Origin of the sequence: Agrobacterium cavarae, from assembly GCF_004310285.1 — a bacterium.
GTDB lineage: Bacteria > Pseudomonadota > Alphaproteobacteria > Rhizobiales > Rhizobiaceae > Agrobacterium > Agrobacterium cavarae.
Genome location: NZ_SISF01000021.1, coordinates 34,828 through 56,413, shown reverse-complemented (window position 1 = coordinate 56,413; position 21,586 = coordinate 34,828). Strand labels below are relative to the sequence as shown.

Annotated in this window: 20 protein-coding genes; 12 read left to right on the top strand and 8 right to left on the bottom strand. The window is 58.7% G+C overall.

Going from position 1 to position 21,586, the window contains the following annotated elements:
* The 8 genes from EYC79_RS02395 (at nt 1) to EYC79_RS02360 (ending at nt 9,391) form a co-directional block, all read left to right on the top strand.
* A complete protein-coding gene (locus tag EYC79_RS02395) occupies nt 1–738 on the top strand; it encodes a FadR/GntR family transcriptional regulator (protein ID WP_130977043.1) in 738 nt (245 codons plus the stop codon).
* 64 nt (nt 739–802) lie between these two features.
* Nucleotides 803–2,314 carry an ABC transporter substrate-binding protein gene (locus EYC79_RS02390; RefSeq protein WP_130977042.1) on the top strand — a complete coding sequence of 504 codons (1,512 nt, stop codon included), beginning with the start codon at nt 803–805 and terminating at the stop codon, nt 2,312–2,314.
* Between the two features lie 81 nt (nt 2,315–2,395).
* Complete coding sequence (locus tag EYC79_RS02385; protein WP_062441422.1) at nt 2,396–3,343, top strand: ABC transporter permease; 948 nt, start codon at nt 2,396–2,398, stop codon at nt 3,341–3,343.
* Complete coding sequence (locus EYC79_RS02380; RefSeq protein ID WP_130977041.1) at nt 3,340–4,212, top strand: ABC transporter permease; 873 nt, start codon at nt 3,340–3,342, stop codon at nt 4,210–4,212. Before EYC79_RS02385 ends, EYC79_RS02380 begins: the two co-directional genes overlap by 4 nt.
* A gap of 21 nt (nt 4,213–4,233) precedes the next feature.
* Nucleotides 4,234–6,018 carry a gamma-glutamyltransferase family protein gene (locus tag EYC79_RS02375; protein ID WP_130977040.1) on the top strand — a complete coding sequence of 595 codons (1,785 nt, stop codon included), beginning with the start codon at nt 4,234–4,236 and terminating at the stop codon, nt 6,016–6,018.
* A gap of 3 nt (nt 6,019–6,021) precedes the next feature.
* Nucleotides 6,022–7,848 (top strand): ABC transporter ATP-binding protein, encoded by a 1,827-nt coding sequence (locus EYC79_RS02370; RefSeq protein ID WP_130977039.1) that lies wholly within the window; start codon nt 6,022–6,024, stop codon nt 7,846–7,848.
* Nucleotides 7,849–8,007: 159 nt separating this feature from the next.
* Nucleotides 8,008–8,547: a cytochrome b gene (locus tag EYC79_RS02365; RefSeq protein ID WP_418121685.1), complete on the top strand. Its 540-nt coding sequence runs from the start codon at nt 8,008–8,010 to the stop codon at nt 8,545–8,547.
* Between the two features lie 10 nt (nt 8,548–8,557).
* Nucleotides 8,558–9,391, top strand: a complete 834-nt coding sequence (locus EYC79_RS02360; RefSeq protein ID WP_130977038.1) for a RibD family protein — start codon at nt 8,558–8,560, stop codon at nt 9,389–9,391.
* On the opposite strand, the gene EYC79_RS02355 is transcribed toward EYC79_RS02360, so the two are convergent.
* From EYC79_RS02355 to EYC79_RS02340, 4 genes are read right to left on the bottom strand one after another with little or no spacing between them, the layout of a single operon-like run.
* Nucleotides 9,320–10,114: a class I SAM-dependent methyltransferase gene (locus EYC79_RS02355; RefSeq protein ID WP_130977037.1), complete on the bottom strand. Its 795-nt coding sequence runs from the start codon at nt 10,112–10,114 to the stop codon at nt 9,320–9,322. The two genes, EYC79_RS02360 and EYC79_RS02355, sit on opposite strands and share 72 nt — an antisense overlap.
* A complete protein-coding gene (locus EYC79_RS02350; RefSeq protein ID WP_130977036.1) occupies nt 10,111–11,157 on the bottom strand; it encodes a glycosyltransferase family 4 protein in 1,047 nt (348 codons plus the stop codon). Before EYC79_RS02350 ends, EYC79_RS02355 begins: the two co-directional genes overlap by 4 nt.
* On the bottom strand, nt 11,154–11,552 hold the full coding sequence (locus EYC79_RS02345; protein WP_062424332.1) for a 6-pyruvoyl trahydropterin synthase family protein: 399 nt from the start codon (nt 11,550–11,552) through the stop codon (nt 11,154–11,156). The genes EYC79_RS02350 and EYC79_RS02345 overlap by 4 nt, the downstream gene beginning before the upstream one ends.
* 13 nt (nt 11,553–11,565) lie before the next feature.
* Nucleotides 11,566–12,567, bottom strand: a complete 1,002-nt coding sequence (locus EYC79_RS02340) for a zinc-dependent alcohol dehydrogenase (protein ID WP_130977035.1) — start codon at nt 12,565–12,567, stop codon at nt 11,566–11,568.
* Between the two features lie 156 nt (nt 12,568–12,723).
* Between EYC79_RS02340 and ribA the strand changes: the two genes are divergently transcribed.
* Genes ribA through EYC79_RS02325 form a run of 3 tightly spaced genes read left to right on the top strand, consistent with a single transcriptional unit; the run spans nt 12,724 to nt 15,371 of the window.
* The gene (ribA, locus tag EYC79_RS02335; RefSeq protein ID WP_130977034.1) at nt 12,724–13,830 is read left to right on the top strand and encodes a GTP cyclohydrolase II RibA; all 1,107 of its coding nucleotides are present in this window, start codon (nt 12,724–12,726) and stop codon (nt 13,828–13,830) included.
* A 24-nt stretch (nt 13,831–13,854) separates the two neighbouring features.
* The gene (locus tag EYC79_RS02330; protein WP_062424334.1) at nt 13,855–14,619 is read left to right on the top strand and encodes a CDP-alcohol phosphatidyltransferase family protein; all 765 of its coding nucleotides are present in this window, start codon (nt 13,855–13,857) and stop codon (nt 14,617–14,619) included.
* The gene (locus EYC79_RS02325; protein ID WP_245495172.1) at nt 14,616–15,371 is read left to right on the top strand and encodes an FkbM family methyltransferase; all 756 of its coding nucleotides are present in this window, start codon (nt 14,616–14,618) and stop codon (nt 15,369–15,371) included. The genes EYC79_RS02330 and EYC79_RS02325 overlap by 4 nt, the downstream gene beginning before the upstream one ends.
* 8 nt (nt 15,372–15,379) lie before the next feature.
* Here EYC79_RS02325 and EYC79_RS02320 read toward each other — a convergent pair whose 3' ends face one another.
* A complete protein-coding gene (locus tag EYC79_RS02320) occupies nt 15,380–16,297 on the bottom strand; it encodes a lysylphosphatidylglycerol synthase transmembrane domain-containing protein (RefSeq protein WP_245495171.1) in 918 nt (305 codons plus the stop codon).
* Between the two features lie 117 nt (nt 16,298–16,414).
* Between EYC79_RS02320 and EYC79_RS02315 the strand changes: the two genes are divergently transcribed.
* Nucleotides 16,415–17,992 carry an LTA synthase family protein gene (locus tag EYC79_RS02315; RefSeq protein WP_130977033.1) on the top strand — a complete coding sequence of 526 codons (1,578 nt, stop codon included), beginning with the start codon at nt 16,415–16,417 and terminating at the stop codon, nt 17,990–17,992.
* Nucleotides 17,993–18,012: 20 nt separating this feature from the next.
* On the opposite strand, the gene EYC79_RS02310 is transcribed toward EYC79_RS02315, so the two are convergent.
* From EYC79_RS02310 to EYC79_RS02300, 3 genes are read right to left on the bottom strand one after another with little or no spacing between them, the layout of a single operon-like run.
* The gene (locus EYC79_RS02310) at nt 18,013–19,746 is read right to left on the bottom strand and encodes a M14 family metallopeptidase (protein WP_130977032.1); all 1,734 of its coding nucleotides are present in this window, start codon (nt 19,744–19,746) and stop codon (nt 18,013–18,015) included.
* A gap of 5 nt (nt 19,747–19,751) precedes the next feature.
* Complete coding sequence (locus EYC79_RS02305; protein ID WP_062441393.1) at nt 19,752–20,600, bottom strand: ABC transporter permease; 849 nt, start codon at nt 20,598–20,600, stop codon at nt 19,752–19,754.
* 6 nt (nt 20,601–20,606) lie between these two features.
* A complete protein-coding gene (locus tag EYC79_RS02300) occupies nt 20,607–21,530 on the bottom strand; it encodes an ABC transporter permease (RefSeq protein WP_062424339.1) in 924 nt (307 codons plus the stop codon).
* Nucleotides 21,531–21,586: the final 56 nt, after the last annotated feature.

Here is a 21,586-nt window from a genome sequence, read left to right as displayed (position 1 = left end):
ATGAATGAGAAATCCAACATCGCTGGTCTCGACAATGCGAACTACGCGCTTGAACGTCTGCGCGAACTTATCGCTGTAAGTGCTTTTGGTCGCGATGGAAAATTGCCGACGGAGCGCACGTTGAGTGAGCGCCTTAGTGCGGGCCGCCGTGAAATTCGGCGAGCACTGGAAGTGCTTGAAGCGGAAGGCTTGATCTGGCGCCGCCAGGGTGCAGGCACGTTCCTCGGTCAGAAGCCCGATAGCTGGGGCGACCATGCGGCAAGCCTCGTCCCCGGCACGAACTTCATGGAAATCATGGAGGTGCGTCTTCGCATCGAACCGCAACTGGCGCAGCTTGCCGCCATGCGAGCCAAACCTTCCGATATTCTGCGCATGCGCGAAACCTGCGCCAAGATCTATGAGCGCACCGATGCGGATTGGCGGGAGCTTTGGGATGGTTCGCTCCATCGTCTGATCGCCCAGAGCGCGGGCAATCAGCTTTTTCTGTCGCTCTTCGACGTCGTCAATCGCGTGCGCCAAGACCCGTCCTGGCAGGCGGTTCGCGAGCGCGCCCGCCGGCTCGATGACACGCTGAAGGAATCGCGCGACCAGCATGCCGAAATCATCGACGCGATTGCGGCACGCGATCCTTCCAAGGCCGGTGAAGCCATGCGCAATCACCTCCTGACACTGCAGGAGCGCCTTATCCGCCAGACATCGATGGATCATCTCGATCACGGATCGAAGGGAGAGATCTGACAGACATCACCGCGGCAAGAACCGGAACACCGGCTGCCTGAACACCATCCAGAGGAAGAACGACATGAGACAGATCACCAAATTTTCCGCCACTCTGCTGACCGCAGCATTGCTCTCCACCTCGGCCTTTGCCGCGGATATTCGCATCGGCCTGCAGGACGACGCCGACGTGCTCGATCCCGCCCAATCGCGAACCTTCGTGGGGCGCCTCGTCTATACCAGCATGTGCGACAAGCTGGTGGATCTCGACAACAATCTGTCCGTCGTTCCGCAACTGGCCACCAAATGGGCCTGGGGCGACAATGGCAACACGCTGACGATGGACCTGCGTGAAGGCGTCGTTTTTCACGACGGCACGCCGTTCAATGCCGAGGCGGCCGTCTATACGATCGAGCGCAACATGACGATGCCGGAATCTCGCCGCAAGAGCGAACTCGCCTCCGTGGCGAAGGTGGAAGCGATCGGCGAGTATCAGATCAAGTTCACGTTGAAGAAGCCTGATGCCAGCCTGCTGGCACAGCTTTCTGACCGCGCCGGCATGATGATTTCGCCGAAGGCCGGCAAGGAACTCGGTGCGAACTTCGGTTCCAAGCCGGTTTGTGCCGGACCCTTCAAGTTCGTCGAGCGCATTCAGCAGGACCGTATCGTGCTGGAAAAGTTTGCCGATTATTGGAACAAGGACAACATCTTCCTCGACAAGGTGACCTTCCTGCCGATCCCGGACACCACGGTACGTCTGGCAAACCTGCGCGCCGGTGATCTCGACATGGCGGAGCGCATCTCTGCTTCGGATGCGGCATCGGTCAAGGACGATCCGAAGCTGACCTATGGTGAAGTCGTGGGACCGGGCTACATGGCCATGTATGTCAATATCGGCAACGGTCCGAAGGCCGACAATCCTTTTGGCAAGGACAAGCGTCTGCGTCAGGCTTTCTCGCTTGCCATCGATCGCGAGGCGATCAACCAGGTCGTCTTCGAAGGGACGGCAATGGCCGGTAACCAGGCATGGCCACCGACCAGCCCCTGGTACAACAAGGACGTCCCCGTGCCGGCGCGCGACGTGGAAAAAGCCAAGGCGCTGATGAAGGAAGCTGGCTTCGACCGCTACGAAATCGAGTTGCAGCATGCCAACAACACCACTCAGACGCAGATGATGCAGGTCATCCAGGCTATGGCGGCGGAGGCTGGCTTCGACGTGAAACTGAAGGCAACCGAGTTTGCCACACTGCTTTCCGAGCAGACGGCGGGCAACTACGTGCTTTCACGCTCAGACTGGTCTGGTCGTTCCGATCCCGACGGCAATATCCACCAGTTCGTCACCTGCAAGGGTGGCATCAACGACACCAAATATTGCAATCCGGAAGTGGACAAGCTGCTTGATGAGGCGCGTGCCTCGACTGACAATGCTGTTCGCAAGGAGAAGTATGATGCGGCGACCAAAATCCTCGATGACGATCTGCCGCTGATCTATCTCGGCCATCAAGCCTATCTCTACGCGACCTCCAAAGCGGTGACCGGCTTCACCCCTTCATCCGATGGCATGATCCGCCTGACCGGGGTGAAGAAAGGCTCATAAGCCCTTGATGTTCCGTCGCAGGCGCTGGCAACGGCGCCTGTGCCAATCTCTGGCACCTCCGGTGTTTCAAGGATCGATCCAATGCACATCTATATCGGCAAGCGGCTCCTGGTTGCCATACCAACGCTGCTTATCATTTCCATTTTTGTTTTCTCGCTGCAAAAGCTTCTGCCGGGCGATCCCATTCTCGCCATGGCGGGTGAGGAGCGCGATCCTGCCGTCATCGAACTCCTGCGCGAGCGGTATCGATTGAACGACCCGGTCGTTTACCAGTATTTCTACTGGCTCGGATCGGTGCTTCAGGGGGATTTCGGCATATCGCTGAGGACCAATCAGCCGGTTCTTGAATTGATCGGCCAGAAGCTGCCGGTCACCATCCAGCTTGCCGTGATGTCGATGTTCTTTGCGCTGATCATCGGTGTGCCGATCGGCATTCTTGCTGCCGTCAAACAGAATACGTGGATCGATTATCTTTCGAACATCGTGGCGCTGTCCGGTCTCTCTATCCCGAATTTCTGGCTTGGTATCATGCTGATCCTGCTGGTGTCGGTCCATCTCGGATGGCTTCCGGCATCAGGCTACGAATCTATTTTCGTTGATCCCGTGCGCTCGATCCAGACCATGATCATGCCGTCCTTCGTTCTCGGTAATGCGCTGGCGGCGACGCTGATGCGTCACACGCGATCTGCCATGCTCTCGGTGATGAAGTCCGACTATATCCGTACCGCGAGAGCGAAGGGACTATCCAGCTGGCAGGTGGTGCTCAGCCATTCCTTCAGAAACGCTCTTCTGCCCATCATCACTTTGTCGGCGCTGCTCTTCGGAGAATTGCTGGCCGGGGCTGTTTTGACCGAGCAGATTTTCACCATTCCAGGCTTCGGAAAGCTCATCGTCGATGCGGTCTTCACGCGTGATTATGCCGTCGTCCAAGGTGTGGTGCTCTGCACCGCGATCGGCTTCATCCTGATGAACCTGCTGGCGGATGTCGTTACGGTTCTCCTCAATCCACGCATGAGGGCTGCCATATGAGTGCGACCGTTCCAATAGCGGCCCCGGTCGCCAAGCGCTCGCAAAATCGCGCATGGAAAAAGATGAAGCGCAACAAGAGCGCCATCGCCGGTCTCATCATCATCGTGTTCTTTGCAGTTGTGGCTCTGCTCGCACCCGTTCTGCCGATCGCCGATCCCTATGCCACAAGCTGGAGCGCTATTCGCAAGGCGCCGTCGGCGGCACATTGGCTTGGTACGGATGATATCGGCCGCGACATCCTCTCGCGTATGATCTGGGGCGCGCAGGCCTCACTGATGGCGGGCGTCGTCTCCGTGTTCATCGCGGTCATCACGGGTGTTCCGCTCGGTCTTATCTCCGGCTATTTCGGCGGCTGGCTCGACCAGGTGATCTCGCGCATCACGGAAGCCTTTCTGGCAATGCCATTTCTGATCATGGCGATCGCGCTTGCCGCGTTTCTTGGCCCAAGCCTCACCAATGCGATGATCGCGATCGGTCTTTCTGCCATGCCGATCTTCATCCGGTTGACACGTGCACAGGTGCTTGCAGTCAAGACGGAGGACTATATCGAAGGGGCCCGCTCGATCGGGCTCGGTCATCACGATATCATGCTTCGCTACATCCTTCCCAACATCGTGCCGCCTATTATCGTTCAGGCGACATTGACGGTGGCAACTGCAATCATTGCCGAGGCAAGCCTGTCCTTCCTCGGTCTTGGACAGCAGGCGCCGGCGGCAAGCTGGGGCTCGATGCTCAATGTCGCGAAGAACTATCTTTCACAGGCACCCTGGATGGCCATCTGGCCAGGTGCAGCCATCTTCCTCGTGGTGATCGGTTTCAATCTCCTGGGCGATGGCCTGCGGGATGCGCTCGATCCGCGTGAACACTGATAATCCCGAAGGACTGATCCTATGACTGCATTCACAACTCGTCCTGAAATCCTCGGTACCTTCGGTGTCGTGACCTCCACGCACTGGATTGCATCCTCGGTCGGCATGAGCATTCTCGAAAAGGGCGGAAACGCTTTTGACGCTGCCGTGGCAACGGGCTTCGTGCTCCAGGTTCTCGAACCACATCTGAACGGTCCAGGCGGCGACATGCCCGCGGTGATCTATTCGAAGAAGAAGGACAAGGTCGAGGTCATTTGCGCGCAGGGTCCGGCCCCTGCTGGCGCAACCATCGAGCACTACAGAGGCGAAGGCATCGACATCATCCCCGGCGACGGTCTGCTGGCAACCGTGATTCCGGGCGCCTTCGACGGCTGGATGCTGATGCTGCGCGATTACGGTACGATGAGTGTCCGGGACGTGCTGGAGCCCGCCATCCATTATCTCGAAAACGGCCATCCGCTGCTGGCGCGCGTTTCCGCTTCGATTGCGGGACTTGCGCATTTCTTCGAGACGGAATGGCCGACATCCTACGAGACGTGGGTGCCCGGCGGTCACGTTCCGCAACCACTGTCAAACTTCAAGAACCCGGTTCTTGCCGAAACCTGGAAGCGGATCGTCAAGGAGTCTGAAGCCAAGCCTAGTCGTGAAGCTGGCATTGAAGCGGCACGCGATGCCTTCTACCGCGGCTTTGTCGCTGAGAAGATTGCCGACTATCTCGCTGAAGCCGAGGTGATGCATGCCAGCGGTTCGCGCCACAAGGGTGTCCTGACAGCCGATGACATGGCGGGCTATCAGGCCACCATCGATGCACCGACCACCTATGATTATCACGGCTGGACGATTGCCAAGACAGGTCCGTGGGGGCAGGGGCCAGTGCTGTTGCAATCGCTCGCGCTGTTGAAAGGCCTCGATATCGGCAAGATGGATCCGGCTGGCCCGGATTTCGTCCACACCGTCGTTGAGGCGATGAAGCTCGCCTATGCTGACCGCGAGGTTTACTACGGAGACCCGGACTTTGCGCAGGTGCCGGTGCAGACCTTGCTGTCGGACGCTTACAATGACGAGCGCCGCAAGCTTATCTCGGACCAAGCATCGATGGACCTGCGGCCGGGACTTGTGCATGGCTTCGAAAACCAGCGCGATCTGACACTCTCCATGCTGGACTCGATGCAAGGCACCGGGGCGGTTTATGAGCCGACCATGTCGCATCTGACCGAAAAGCGCGGTGACACCGTCCATATCGATGTCATCGACCGGGAAGGCAACATGGTCTCGGTCACGCCGTCCGGTGGCTGGCTGCAAAGCTCGCCCATCGTTCCTGGCCTTGGATTCTGCCTGAATTCCCGCGCGCAGATGTTTTGGCTGAAGCCCGGTCTTCCGACCTCTCTTGCGCCGGGCAAGCGCCCTCGCACGACATTGACACCGTCGCTGGCACTTTTCGAGGGTCGCCCGACATTGGCCTTCGGAACGCCTGGTGGCGACCAGCAGGACCAGTGGCAACTGTCCTTCTTCCTGCGCTATGCGCACTTTGGACTGAACTTGCAGGAAGCAATCGATCTGCCGCTCTTCCACACATCGCACTTCCCGGGGTCGTTCTATCCGCGGACCCGCCAGCCCGGCAATGTCATGATCGAGACGAGCGTCGGTGACGATACTCTGCGCGAATTGCGCAGCCGCGGTCATGACGTCACGCCCGCCGAACCTTGGACCGTGGGCCGCCTGACGGCTGCGCGCCGCGATCACGATGGGCTGCTGCGCGCAGCGGCAACACCACGCCTGATGCAGGCCTATGCTGTGGGGAGATGAGCCATGACCAACAATGGGCAGACGTCTAGCGAAACAGTTCTGCGTGTCAAAAACCTGACGACCTCCTTCAAGGTCGATGACGAATGGAAGACGGTGGTCCGCGGACTTTCCTTCGAGGTGAAAGCCGGGGAGACGGTCGCGATTGTGGGTGAAAGTGGTTCGGGCAAGAGCGTCACCTCGCTATCGCTGATGCGGCTTCTCGATCCCCTGTTTAGCCGCATCGAAGGTGAGGTTGAACTCAACGGCAAGGCCATTCTCTCCCTTTCGGAGCAGGAGATGCGCCATGTACGCGGCAATGATGTTGCGATGATCTTTCAGGAGCCGATGACATCGCTCAATCCGGTCTTCACCATCGGGCGGCAGATTTCTGAGGTGCTGATCCGGCATAAGGCGATGACCAAGGGTCAAGCCAGGGACGAAACGATACGGCTGCTGGAAAAGGTACGCATTCCCAATGCGGCTGGTCGTTTCGACGAGTATCCGCATCAATTTTCCGGCGGCATGCGCCAGCGTGTCATGATTGCCATGGCGCTGGCCTCGAAACCGAAGCTTCTGATCGCCGATGAACCGACGACCGCACTCGACGTGACGATCCAGGGGCAAATCCTCGACCTGATCAAGACCTTGCAGGAAGAGGAGGGGATGGCAGTCCTCTTCATCACCCATGATATGGGTGTCGTCGCCGAAATTGCCGATCGCACCATCGTGATGTTCCGCGGCGACCAGGTCGAGACCGGTGACACCGCGGATATCTTTCACCGTGGAAAGCATCCCTACACGCGTGCGCTTCTGGCAGCAGTGCCGAAACTTGGTTCGATGGATGGACATGGCAGACCCCTGCGCTTCCCCAAGGTCGATATGCAAACGGGAGAGGTGGGCGAGAGCGTCGAGGTCGCGGACACCGTGGAGGGCGGCCTGACGCCGGTTCTTTCGGTCAAGAACCTTGTCACGCGCTTTGCCATCCGCTCCGGTCTCTTCGGCCGGGTGACGGGTGCGGTGCATGCTGTCGAGAATATCAGCTTCGATCTCTTTCAAGGGGAGACGCTTTCCCTGGTGGGCGAGTCCGGCTGCGGGAAGTCCACAACGGGCCGGTCGATCACCAGGCTCGTGGAGCCGGAGTCCGGTGAAGTCTCTCTCGACGGTTACGATGTGCTGAAGCTCGGCCCAACGGACCTGCGTTCTTTAAGGCGAAGCGTGCAGATGATCTTCCAGGACCCGTTCTCAAGTCTCAATCCGCGCATGACAGTTGGGTCGGCTGTGGCCGAGCCGATGATCAAGCACCGCATCGCATCACCATCGGATGCGCGTCGAAAAGCGGCTGATCTTCTGGAGCGGGTCGGATTGTCATCGACCATGATGGATCGCTACCCGCACGAGTTTTCCGGCGGTCAGCGTCAACGCGTGGCGATTGCTCGCGCTCTCGCGCTCAATCCGAAAGTCATCGTTGCCGACGAGAGCGTCTCCGCCCTTGATGTGTCGATCAAGGCGCAGGTCTGCAATCTGCTGATGGATTTGCAGGAACAGTTCAAAATCGCCTTCCTTTTCATCAGCCATGATATGGCGGTTGTCGAGCGCGTCAGCCACCGGGTGGCGGTGATGTATCTCGGAGAGATCGTCGAAATCGGCCCGCGTACGCAAATCTTTGCCAATCCACAGCACGCCTACACGAAAAAGCTGATGGCAGCGGTGCCCGTGCCAGACCCAGCCCGCCGCGGCATTCGCCGCAATGCCGGTATCGAAGAGCTGAAAAGCCCTGTCCGCAATGTCGGCTATGTCGCGCCCAAGAGGGAGTATCGTGAAGTTTCGCCGGGACATCTCGTACTGGCCTGATCGGGCCACAACGAATGTGGTCAACAGCGTGACCTGACATCGGGTCACGTTGGGGTCACTCGGCGCCTCGCAAACGTACCGCACCGATTTCCATCCATGCCGACAACTATCCTTGGCTCCGTCCGTTGTGGCATGATGATGCTCAATCCTGGAGGAGTCATGAGGATGAGTGATCGATCGTTGCCAGATATTCCCAGATACAGTGCCGCTTCGCGGGTGCTGCACTGGATCGTTGCCATCCTGGTTTTTCTGACATGGCCGCTGGGGCTGATGATTGGCTTCGTCAAAGATGAAGTGAAGCTCGACTTCTACTTCGTCCATGAAAGCCTCGGCTTTCTCATCCTTTGGGTCATGTTGCTGAGGGTAGGAGTCAGGCTGTATAGACGGGCGCCACCGATTGGGGGACCGGCGCTGGAGCGGATTGCCGCCCACTCAGTCCACGGTCTGCTCTACCTCTTCCTCATCATCATGCCGGTGTCGGGTTTTCTTGCCACGAATGCGCATGGCTTTCCCCTGCAGTGGTTCGGACTGGTGCCTATCTGGAGCCCGATCGGAAAATCTCCAGACATCGCGCCGACATTTTCGGCGATCCATGAATGGAGCGCGTGGATCATTTTGGCGTTGGTCGCGTTACACATGCTGGCTGTGATCTTCCACCATTTGATCCGCCGGGACGCCACGCTTTACCGCATTCTTTAAAGGGACGTCGATGCGCAACCTTCACATGACCGACAGGCTCTGGACGAAGCTTCTTTCCATTCGCGATGGGAAGGACACGCTCCGCCGTAAGGAAGCCGACCCGGCGCTGATGCTTTATGGTCCGATTGCAGCGGGAAGGGAGGGTTTCGTCATCGCGCAGGTTGGTCAGTCGCTCGATGGGCGCGTCGCAACGCCGACAGGCGATGCCCGCGACATTTCCGGACCTGACGGTCTGGCGCATCTGCATCGGTGCCGCGCGCTCGTGGACGCGGTCATCGTCGGTGTCGGCACGGTACAGAACGACAATCCCCGGCTCTCCGTGCGCGAAGTCAGGGGACCAAGCCCAACGCGTGTCATCATCGACTGCAAAGGCGAACTGACGGGGAAGGAAGGACTGTTCAATGATGACGGTGCGCCGGTGATCGTCATACAAGGACATGACGCCCCCGCAACGTCGTATCGCGCCGAGGTGGTAAAGCTTCAGCGCAACGGCCGCGGTCTTGATCCGCGCGATATTCTTGATTGTCTTGCACAGCGCGGCCTCAAGCGCGTTCTTGTCGAAGGCGGCGCGCGCACAATCGCCCGCTTCATCGATGCGGGACTGATCGACCGACTTCATGTCGCGATTGCGCCCCTGATCATTGGTTCGGGCCCGTGCGGCATTTCGCTTCCGCCGATTGCACAGCTTTGCAATGCTCACCGCCCTCAGGCCGATATTTACGGCCTTGGGAGCGATGTGCTTTTCGACTGCTGTCTGAAGCCGCAAGCAGATTCAAGCGTTCGGAAGGGCCAGGAAATCCGTGTGGCCGACGATGCACCGGCTTCCATCTATGCCAACGCGTGACAGACGAAAGTCGAGCCACTGCTTGAACTCTGCGGGGTCGATGTTTCCGATTTCGTGGATAGGGGTGGCAAGCCCAGCAAGAAACTCGATTTGAAGCGCCTCGGATTCCGGTCCAAGCTCCCATGGGCTGGAGGCCGTCTCAATGGAGAATCCCGCTTCTTCGCATAAGCCCGATAAATAATCGGTGGCATCTGGTCCCAGAGCGGGTCCGAAACCCTTGTCCTTGCGCTGATGCGCGTTGAAATCGGCCACAACGGCACTATCCAAAGGGTGCTTGATCGACCATTCCATGACGCCATCATAGTTGAGCGCGGCATAAAGCCCGATCTTTTTGCGTGCCAATCGCTGGATAAATCGGCGGCAAAAATCCTCCGAACAGAGGTCGAACAAAGCGGATGCGGTAACGACCGCGACATTCTCGAGCAGACTTTCGTCGAGCGTGTTCAGGTCGGCGCAATGAAACGACACATCGTCCCGCGGTCCGATCTGGCGTTTTGCTTCGTCAAGCAACACCGCCTCGTAATCCAGCAACCTCCAGTCCACATCGGCCAGAAGTGGCGAGAGGGTGCGGAAGGTCGATCCGGTGCCGCAACCAATATCCATGACGACACGCGGGGAGTGAGACTCGATGTACGTTTTCACCGTCTCAACAAGAGACGACGATCGTGCCGCGCGATCGGCCGGTTCACGAAGGCGAAGCCATTCCTTGTCAAAGCCGCTCATATCAAACCTTTCAATCTGTTGGAAATGATGGTGGACGTATCGGTCCAGGTCGGAAGCTCTCCGCCCGCGAATGCGGCAGCCTCGGCCCGGCGAGCTCGCTCGTGGGGATCGATCAAGAGGCGTCTCAGTGCAAAGGCCACAGCCTCGACATCATCCACCGGGACCAGGAAACCGGCATCGCTTGGGACGACATCCGGCACGGCGCCCGAATGACATGCAACGATCGGTAGGCCGTACGAGAGTGCTTCCGCAAACACCATGCCGTAGCCTTCATACCGGCTGGCAAGGGCAAAGATATCGGCGCTGGCATAGGCAGCCGAAAGATCTTCACATTCGCCCGCAAGCGTGATGCGGTCATTGAGGCCAAGAGCTCCGATCTGCTCCTCCAGAGCTGAGGCGACAGAAGGGTCGAGATGTGGGCTGCCGATGATCGTAGCCTGCCACGCGAGATCGACGATCGTTGCGAGCGATGCGATCAGAACATCGTGGCCTTTCCGTCTCGTGAGTGAGCCGACGGAGAGGATCTGCGGGACCTCGTTGTGTGTCTTATACCCTTGCAGCGGCTTTGCTGTGCCGGGCACAGCGACGCTAACCTTTGATTCTGGCACACCAAAGTTCTCGATCAATTCGCGCGCCGTCATCGGTGAGGTGACGAAAATATGCTGCGTGGCGGCAAGCGCGTTTGTTTCGGTGTACCGCAAGCGAGTTTGATCGCTCTCGCTGACGCCGGTCTCGAGCGCCAAGGGATGATGAACGAGCGCCACGATCTTGAGACGCGTTTCCTCCCGTTTTGCCCACTCGTCCATCACGCCAAAAGCAAGCCCATCAATCATCACGAGCATGCCGTCAGGCAGCGCAGAAAGCCGCCTTTCAGCCTCTCTCAGAAGGTTTGAAGACGGGGAGGGGAAACCCTCCCCGAGGGGAAGGAGATCGATCGACCATCCAAGCCGATCGAGCCCCGCTATGATTTCGCGATCATAGCCGTAGCCCCCGGTTTTCAGCTCGAGATCACCGGGGTAGGCAAAGGCCAGCCTTGATATCAAAGGTCGGCCTCATACCAGCCGCGCGCGGCATGCGATTCATGCAACAGCACCCGAATGCGGCAAATCCGATGGCTGCCTGGGCCAAGACGCTTGACGGCCACCGCTTCAGCCAACTGATCGAAAATGTGTTTTGCGATGACTTCAGTGGTGCTGACCTTACCCTTGAAGATATCGAGCTCATCAAGGTTCTGATAATTCAAGGGCTTCAGGGTTTCGGAGAGAACAGTCGTCGCTGCCCCGATGTCGACTGCAAGACCGTCTTCGTCCACGTCTTTCGTGAAGAAAGCTGCATCGACGACGAAGGTGGCGCCATGCATGCCCTGTGCCGGTCCGAATACCGGACGCGGAAGGCTGTGGGCGATCATGATGTGGTCTCGGACTTCGACTGCGAACATGGTCTCTCTTTCGTTAGTAGCGGATGCGGTGGCAGAGCGTCGTCTGCGATGAAAGGATACGGGGATAGTCGTCGGCCAGATCAGCAAAGTCTGTCTCGCCGGAAATGAGGTGATCGAGGCTATCGTCCGCCAACAGTTCCAAAGCTTTCGCCATGCGTCGGCCAAAACTCCAGCGCGCTCGCCGTGCAGGGGGAACGGCACCTACCTGTGAACTTAATAGTTGCAGGCGCTTGGAATGAAAGGCGCCGCCGAGCGGAATGGAAATGATCTTGTCGCCATACCAGCTTGCCTCGATGATACGCGCCTCGGTGCCAGCATGTTCGATGGCTTCGGAAAGCGCGGCGCCGGCCGCCGATGCGTTAATCAATACGTCAAATTCGCCCTTGAGCGTGCCGGCCTCTGCAAAGGAGATGCCCATGGCCTCAGCATGCGCGCGGCGATCGGTATTGGTATCCACCAATACCGTATCGGTGCCCGCAATTCGGAGAGAAATGTTGGCGATCAAGGTTCCTACGACGCCGGCGCCAAAGACAGCGACACGGTCACCGGGTTGGATCATGGCATCCCAGACGATGTTGAGTGCCGTCTCCATATTTGCTGCGAGAACGCCACGCTCCGGGGGAAGACCTTCCGGCAATACAGCGATCATGTCCTTCGTGGTGACGAAACGATCCTGATGCGGATGGAGGCAGAATACCGTCTTGCCGATCAGATCGTCCGGGCCGGCTTCAATCCTCCCGATTGTGGAATAGCCGTACTTTACCGGAAATGAGAAGCTGCCTTCCATGTGAGGGCCGCGCATTCTGTCAAACTCGCTCTGCGGCACCTTGCCAGCAAGCACGAGAGATTCGGTACCGCGGCTGATCCCACTGTAGAGCGTGCGGACAAGAACCTGATCTGCCTGAAGAGGTTCGATACCCTCTTGCCTGATGGCGCAACGGTTGGCCGTCTCGATCCACAGCGCCCGGCATAATGTGGTCTTGTTACTCAAAGTTTCGGCCGATGCTGATGCCAAAATGGTGATCCTAATAAATGCAAATTCCAATGGAGCGTATTGCCGAGACACGCGTTTTGTTCCGTACGGATTGCTAAAATAAATTCCGTGTCTGCGAGAAATCCAACCATGATCTTCTCCGTAGAAAACAAAAACCGTCTAGGGAGAGTATGTCACATGTCGTCTGCCACCCATGCTGCTTTTCAGTTTTCCACCCCAGAGATCGAAGTCGAGCGCGCCGTTTCAGAACTCCGCTACGGTCGCCCAATCCTCTTCTCCTCAAACGAGCGACGGCTGGCAGTTCTGGCACTGGATGCCGTTGCGCCTTCGATTTACGACCAGTTTGCGATGGCGACCGAAAACAACCATTCTCTCCTTCTCACTGCACCGCGCGCAACGCGCCTGGGCATTGCGGGTGGTGGAGACGTACTCACGCCGCTTTCGGGCGTCAGCTTCGAGGAGGCGTCGCGGCTGTCCTACGTTCTTGGCGCAGACCGTCCCCAGAATTGGACGACAGCCGACGAACTTGCATCGCAGACGGCAGAATTGGCGCGTGTCGCGCTTCTCCTGCCTGCTATGGTCATGGCCGATGTTTCTTCCTCGCCTGAGCGTTTTGCCGGATGCTGCGAGCTCTCTGCGTCACGCCTGCTGAATACAGAAATGGCGCTCCAGCGCTTCGAGAAGGTGGTAAGAACGCGCGTTCCACTCAAAGACCTGGGCAATTCCGAGTTTGTCGTTTTTCGCGGCGGTCTTGCGCAAAAAGATCAGGTTGCGATCGTCGTTGGCAATCCGGACGTGTCGCGCACCGTACCGATCCGCATCCATTCGTCCTGCATTACGGGTGACCTCTGCAACTCGCTGAAATGCGACTGTGGGGATCAGTTGCGCAATGGTCTCGCACTGTTGAAGCAGGCGGGTGGCGGCGTGCTGCTTTATCTTGACCAGGAAGGTCGTGGCACTGGCATCGGCGCGAAAATGCGTGCCTATGGCTACCAGCATCTCGGCCTTGACACGATCGACGCTGACGCCGAACTTGGCCTTTCCGAGGACCACCGTCGTTATGAAGCGGCGGTTGCGATGTTGGGTCATATGAACATCAAGAAGGTCGCCGTCTACACAAACAATCCAACCAAGATCAACGGCCTTCGTGCCGGAGGTATCGAGGTGGAGGCGCGCGCTCCGGTAACGGGCACCGTCACCGCCGAGAACCAGAACTACCTCCGCACCAAGACCGTCCGTGCCGGGCATCTGATGGACCTTGAAACGCTCGTTGCAGCCGAATAAGTCCATGATCCCGGGAGGATAAAAATGGCACTAATACAGGGCGAGTCGCTCGCGACCTTGAGAGACCGGAGGCCTCTCGTGCGAAACACGTTGGCAAATCTCGCCTGCCTGCTGCTCGGCACCATCGCCGTCGCGGTTTTGGTGCGTGTGGAAATGTCGCTGGGGTGGGATTTTGTTGTTGCCGCAACGCTGTCCCTTTCGGCAATATTTGCCTTCGTGCTCTACCTGCTTCCGCAATATCCGCATCGGCGGTTCGGCTATGCCAATACGGTGACGGCCATTCGAGCCTCGCTCGTGAGTTTGACTGCAGCAACTGTGCTCTGTTTCGAAAGTCTGCAGCAGGCGGACACGGTCTTATGGATCCTCGTTGGTGTCGTTGTGGTGGCGCTGGCGCTTGACGGAATAGATGGCTATCTCGCACGGCGGTATCGTCAAGAATCCGAGCTTGGCGCTCGCTTCGATATGGAAGTCGATGCCTTCCTGATCCTCATCCTCTCGGTCGCGGCCGCTCTTCTGGACAAGGCGGGTGCCTGGGTGCTGCTGATCGGACTGATGCGGTATTTCTTCGTCGCGGCCGGTTGGCTTGTTCCGGCGCTCGCGGCTGATCTTCCTTCATCGATCAGGCGCAAGTTCGTCTGTGTGGTGCAGGTGTCGATCCTGTGCCTCATCCTCGTTCCAGCCGTGGTTGCTCCAGTCTCAAACTATCTGGCGGCGGCGGCACTCCTGGCGCTCGTTTACTCATTTGCTGCAGACATCGTGTATCTCGTGCGCAAGCGGGTGAGCGCATGACGATGGCCAGGACGCTATCGTCATCGCTTGGTCTTGCTCGGTCTCTCGTCGTTTATTACGGTCAGCCGTGGCGGCGCTTTGGATTGAAGCGCTTCTACCGCTCCCTCGTCTCTCCCGGGCAGCTTGTCTTCGACATCGGCGCTCATGTGGGAAGCCGCAGCCGAACGCTAATCGAGATCGGAGCGAGGGTCGTCGCAATCGAGCCCCAGCCTCTCTTTGCTGACTTCGTCGAAAAGCATCTTGGCAAAGAGCTTGAGGGCTTCGAACGTGTCGCTGTGGGTGCAACGCAAGGAAGCGTCGATCTGCTGATCTCCAGCCGTCACCCAACGGTCACCAGCGTTTCGTCCAGCTTTGTCGAGGCGGTTAAGAAAAATGCAGGGTTCTCCCACGTCAAGTGGGATGGGAAGGTCACCGTGCCCATGGTGCGACTGGATGATCTCATCGAAAAATTCGGTGTGCCAGCCTTCATCAAGATCGATGTGGAAGGCGCTGAAGCCGCGGTTCTGGCAGGCCTGAGCCGGCCCATCGACCTGATTGCGTTCGAGTATATTCCCGCCATGCCGTCGGTTGCCAACGACGCGATCGCAAAGCTTGCCTCGATCGGCGACTATCGTTTCAATCGCGTCGAGGGCGAAACGCATCGCTTCGTTTCGCAAGGCTGGAAAACGGGAAGCCAGATGCTGACGGAACTTGCTGCGATGCCGGCCGATGCCAAATCGGGCGACATCTATGCGCGGATCGATCGTCGGTGAGGTAGTGGTCAGGCGTGGCTCGGTCGTCTCTTCAAGGCGCTCGCGGCAAGAAAGATCACGCCGGGCGCCGTGCCAAGGAGCGACAGCCAGCCATAGGTGATGCTCGCCGCCAGTCCATCGAGCGGTGCGGCTCCCAACAACGGCCAGAGCGCCATTGCCGCAGCCTCACGCGTGCCCCAGCCGCCAAAGCCTGTCGGAATGAGCATTGCCACGAGACAGAAGGGAATAATGGTCAGACAGGCGACCCAAGGCAGTTGCGCGCCCGTCGCGCCAGCGGCAATAAAGAATATGATCACATAGGTCGAAAGCACGCCCGCACTGGTTGTGGATTGCATGATCCAGGCTCCCCGCCGCACGAAGACTTCGGCGATGCTTTCATGCAACGCGTTTTGCGTGGCCCACTTGGGCTTGGCGACATAAAGAGCGACGATCGCGGCCAGAAGCAATGCGCCGGCGAACAAGAGGTAGTGCCGCAGCTGTTGTCCGAAATCCGCCTGCGTCACCAACGGCCAGACGCTGAGGCCGACGATCGCAAGAATGAAGAATGCGATCTGTCCGGACAGTCTCTCAAATATCACTGCCTTGGCAGGTTGCCGCCAGCCCCCGGGTTCGTCACCCCGCATGCGCCACGCTCTGATCGCATCTCCACCCACGCCGCCAGGGAGCGTCTGGTTGAGAAAACTCGCGACATAATATTCTCGTATTGCCTTCAGCGTGGCGATGTCCTGCCCAAGACGGCGGGAGGTGAAACGCCAGCGAAGTGCAGACAGAACGATTTGCAGCTGGACGAGCGCAAGGCACACTGCGACAACGGTCCACGAGGTGCGGGAGAGCGATTGTCCAAGAGCATTCAAATCTGTTCTCAGGACGATCGCCGCCAGAAAAGCAAGCGTGATGAAAGAGACGACTATTCGCAGTTTGTTCAAGCGGAATACCTTTGCATTTTGGCTGCTTTTCCAGCTCAGTGATACGCACTGCATTGAGAGTGGATTGAAGTGAACGGGAAAATCGGGTTCAGCCGCAAACACATTAACTTGAAAGCCATGATCGGCGCATTGCTTTTCTCTTTTGCTGCACTGCTCGCTTTCAACCTGCCTGATCACCCCGACGCGTTCGGTGTGGGAGCGTTTACGAGGCTACCACTCGAATGGGCGCTCATCGGCCTTCTCACGCTTTTGACGAGGGGCTGGCTGCGGCGCATCGTGATTTTCTTATGCGGCTTTATCGTCTTTCTCGTCCTTTTCCTGAAGCTGGCTGACATCGGCGTCCAGTCCGCCTTCCAGCGCCCATTCAATCCCTATCTCGATCTGAAGATGATGAAGGATGGTTGGAACCTGATTTCAGGCACGATCGGCACACCGGCAGCGCTCGCAGCGCTGATCGGCGGCGGTCTGCTTTTCCTTCTTGTCGCAAGCATCTTTCTGAGGTCGCTCAAGTGGATGGCCAGCGCAACGGTATCAACGGGGCGGATTTTGACCGGGGCGTTTGCAGCAATCCTTGTGATCGGGGCGGGGCTGATGTGGCTCGGCTTGCCTTGGGTCGATCTTCGCACGCCCGTCTATTTGTCGAACAGACTGAGCCTCGTCGTCCGTTCCGCGGAGGATATGCAAGCTTTCGAAAAGGAGCTGGCGAGCGGGCTCGGCCCGACGAGTGGAGACGACCTTTTCCAAAGGGTCAAGGGCAAGGATGTCATTCTGGTCTTCGTGGAATCCTACGGGCGGTCCGCGGTCGAAGATCCTCTTTATGCCGATATCACAGGTCAGCGGCTCGGTGCCATCGACCAGCAGCTCGGAACCGCGGGCTTACACGCGGCCAGTGGCTGGGTCACGTCTCCAACGGTTGGAGGTCTGAGTTGGCTTGCTCACGGCACCTTGCTGTCCGGGCTGTGGGTCGATAGTCAGGCACGCTACGATCGGCTGATGATCAGTCACCAGCCGAGCTTGAACCGGCTGTTTTCTCAAGCCGGATGGCACTGTGTGGCGGTCATGCCGGCGATCACTATGGCGTGGCCGGAAGCGAACTATTTTGGCTACGACCAGATCCTGTCGGCATCCGGCCTTCAATATCGCGGCAAGCCATTCAATTGGGTCACGATGCCGGATCAGTACACCATGTCTGCCTTTGATCGGTTAGCGCTGACGCCTGCCCATGAGCGCGGACAACGGGTCATGGCCGAGATTGCGCTCATATCCAGCCACGCGCCTTGGACGCCGGTGCCGACGCTCATCGATTGGGACAAAGTCGGCGATGGCTCTGCCTTTAACGACCAGGCTGTCAGCGGCGACCCGCCGTCCGTCGTCTGGGCCGTCCCAGACCGGGTGCGTCGCCAATATATACAGACCATCGATTATTCGCTGGCGACGCTTGGGGAGTTCATGGAAAGTCAGCGCCGAGATGTGGTCTACGTCATCCTCGGTGATCACCAGCCGGCGTCGATCATCACGGGGCAGGGTGCGTCACGCGCGGTGCCGGTGCATATTGTCAGCGATGATGCAGACCTTGTTGCGCGCTTCGAAGCCAAGGGATTTGCCAGCGGTATGATGCCCGCTGACACGACGAAGGAGCAACCGATGAGCACGCTTCGCCAAACTCTGATCGACACCTTCAGTGGCGCGCCCTGAGAACGGCGCGCCTGCCTGCATCAGGCGGATGCGCGTTCGCGCATGATATCCTGCCAGGCATCATAGGCCGAGAGAACTGTTTCCATCTGCGCCGTATGGCCGGTGATAAAATCGTCGCCATAGATCGTTTCGTCCGGGTACTCCGTGATCAGGGTCATCGGGACGGTATGCCGATCATCGACGGATGAGAGGCAGGGGAAGCCGTTGATGATCCGAAAACCGGTTTCGCCAGCGTGGATTTCATAGAGCGCGATCTGGCGGTTGTTGTAATCGAGAAGCCCAGGGATAGCACCGAGATGACGGGTCACCCTGTCCAGTAACGCTTCGGCCTGACGTTCCCAGTCCGGGTGATGGCGGATGATGAGGAAGAAGCCCTTCGGCAATGTCCACATGGCGAAGTTGCGCGGCACATAGCCGGAAAGCGGGCGCGTCCATTCATGCGAGGGATAGCCATGCAGGTTCACATGCAGCTTGGCATCGCTCCTTTTCTCCGCCTTGAAACGAATTTCCTTCTCGAACAGGTTGGTACCTGCATTCTCGGAGGTCCGATATTCGAGATCGTCGCCCAGCGCGGTGTAACGTGCGGCATGGTGCATGTGGCGCGGGTTGTCGAGGCGAAGACGCTGGTGCACGGCATATCCGTCGGGGTTCTCCAGCGGCGATATCGTGAAGTGGGCCTGCTTCCTCTGGCCGAGCTTCCGGGCCGCGCGAAGAGCGCCGACAATGCCCGTCGTTTCGTTCGGATGTTGCCCGCCGCTGATCATCACCGCGGCATCGTCGCCGGATTTGTAGCGGGCAGATAGGATGCGTCCGGAACGGGACCGTGCTTCGAAAGCGTCTCCGCCGACTTCGGCCAGGAGCTTCCTCACCTGGCTTTCCGCAATCGGCTCTTGAGCGGTGTCGATCGGCTGCTCATCCCCGTCTGAGAAACCTGTGGTAAGGGCCCGCGTCTCGATGACGACAGAAATTTCGCCATTGCTCCTGGCGATTTCAGGCACGATCTGTCCTGGTCTGAGACCTCGATCGCCCAATGGGCGCCCCGACTTCTTCTGGAAAAATTCGAGAAGCGAAAAATAGAAATCCTCGTGCAGCGCCTCGCGAAGGCTGACGACCTCATCGCCGACCGGCAACAAGATGTCTTTCGCGGGGTGAACAACGCGGATGTTCAGCTCTTCGAAATAGGGCTCCTGATCACCCCAGGCATGATCGGCTACGGCTTTGATGCCTGCTTCGAAGAGCTCCTCGTAATCCGTCGCCAGTCGCTCGCCCGGCTGCCCGCCAAGCTTCAACCAGCCTGTGGGCGAGACATTGATTTCGCCGACGATGTCCGTATGCACCCGGTTCGGCGCGAGGACGATCACGCTCTCGATCCGCTCCCCACGCTTCAGCGAGACATCATAATGAAAGTCACCGTCGTTACGGGCAATGAAGTCAATCTTCGCCTCACCAACCAGAGCCGCGAGCGGATAGGCCTCCAGGCGGAAGCGGTTTGCCGGGGCGTTGGCATGGACCGGATAGCGCACTTCGATCGCCTCGACACCATCGAGGTCGATCTCTTCCAGGAAGGCAAAGAGAAGAGGTTTGTAAGCGCTGCGAATGCGGGCAGTCACGCCCTTCTCCTGCAACCGTCTTTCCGCCTCTCTCCGGCTTTCCGTGTCGTCGAAGGTCCAGGCTTCCAGCAGTTGGCCCGGAATGGCGAGCTCGACAATAGCGTCCAGCGTTCGAGTGAAAGTCTGGTTTAAAAGCGGGCTCATGGCGATTACCTCGAGGTTCTGCCGGTCGGATCGAGGCTATCGCGCAGCCAGTCGCCGAGGAGGTTGAGACCGAGAACGGTCAGAAGGATCGCCAAGCCTGGAAAGACGCTGACCCACCACGCGGTCTGAAGATAGGTCCGCCCGTCTGCCAGCATGCCGCCCCAGCTTGGGATAGTGGGATCGACGCCAAGGCCGAGGAAGGTGAGGCTGCTTTCAAGCAGGATGTTGTTGGCAACATTCAGTGTCATCAGCACGATGACGGGACCGATCAGGTTTGGCAGCAGGTGCTGGAGGATGATGCGCCAGTCCTTCACGCCGATAGCACGGGCCGACAGAATGAATTCGCGCTCCCTCAGTGTCAGCACCGAGCCGCGCACGAGGCGGGCATATTGCACCCACTGCGAGACGATCAGCAGGATGATGGTGTTGGTGAGGCTGCCCCCGACGATCGCGATAAAGGTGATCGCAAGCAGGATAAAGGGCATGGCAAGCTGGATGTCTGCAAAGCGCATTACCAGCATGTCCCAGAAGCCGCGGTAGTAACCCGCCACAAGCCCGACCGCCACGCCGAAGATCACCGCGCCGATGACAGAGGTGAAGCCAACGAGGAGTGAGATTTTGCCGCCGGCGACGACGCGGGCCAGCACGTCACGGCCAAGCGGGTCGGTGCCGAATGGATGGGCGGCATTCGCAAACGGCTTCGCGAGCCGCGCCATCAGATCGATTTTTTCCGCGCCACCTGGAAAGAGGACATCAGAGAAAACGACGGCAAGGCAGATCACGACCGTCAGCGTTGCGCCAAGGATGAATTCAAGACTGTTGAAGCGCGAGAGGCGCGAGGTGTTGGCAGCCATCGTCTCTTACTCCGTGCGGATGCGCGGATCGACAAGCCCATAGGCAATATCGACCAGAAGGTTGATGCCGACAATCATCAGCGACAGGACAGTGATGACGGCCTGGAGAACCGGATAATCACGAGCGCCGACCGCATCGAAGGCAAGCGTACCGAGCCCGGGCCAGTTGAAGACGCGCTCGATGACGACGATGCCGCCGAGCAGGCCACCGAACTGAAGGCCAAAATAGGTGATGAGCGGAATGGCGCAGTTGCGCAGGGCGTGCTTGTAGAGCACCTTGTTTTCGCTCAAGCCCTTGGCGCGTGCCACCATCACATATTGCGAGCGCAAAGTGTCAAGCATGGCCGTGCGCACAAGCCGGACATTGGTCGCTGTCAGGATGACGCCCATTGTCACGGCCGGCATGATATAGCTTGCAAATCCGCCCATGCCGCTCGGTGGCAACCAGCCGAGCGTGATCGAGAAGAGCAGCACCAGCATGGTTGCGAGCCAGAAATTCGGAAACGACAGGCCGACGAGCGAGAAGATGCGGATCACCTGATCCGCCGTCTTGCCGCGTGACGTGGCAGCCTTGATCCCAAGCGGAATGGAAAGCGCAATCGACACAGCCATGGAGATGAAGGCGAGCGCCAGTGTGGCTGGGAGTGCGTCTGCAATCAGTCGCGAAACAGGGGTGCTGCCTGTAAAGCTGCGTCCGAAATCAAGCGTCACGAGCCCTTTCAGGAAGCTGAAATACTGGACGAAGAATGGCCGGTCGGTGCCAAGCGCCGCACGGATGCGCGCAAGATCGTCCTCCGTCATGCTGCCGCCGCCCTGGAACATGGTGACCGCAGGATCGCCCGTCAGACGGATCGCAAAGGAGACGAGAAGGGTGATGGCGATGACGACAAAAATCGCCTGCAGCAATCGCTTGATGAGAAAACCGGCCACGAGCTTTTCCTTGAGAAATGTCCTGCCTTGCCCGCGCAAAACGGGCAAGGCGATGC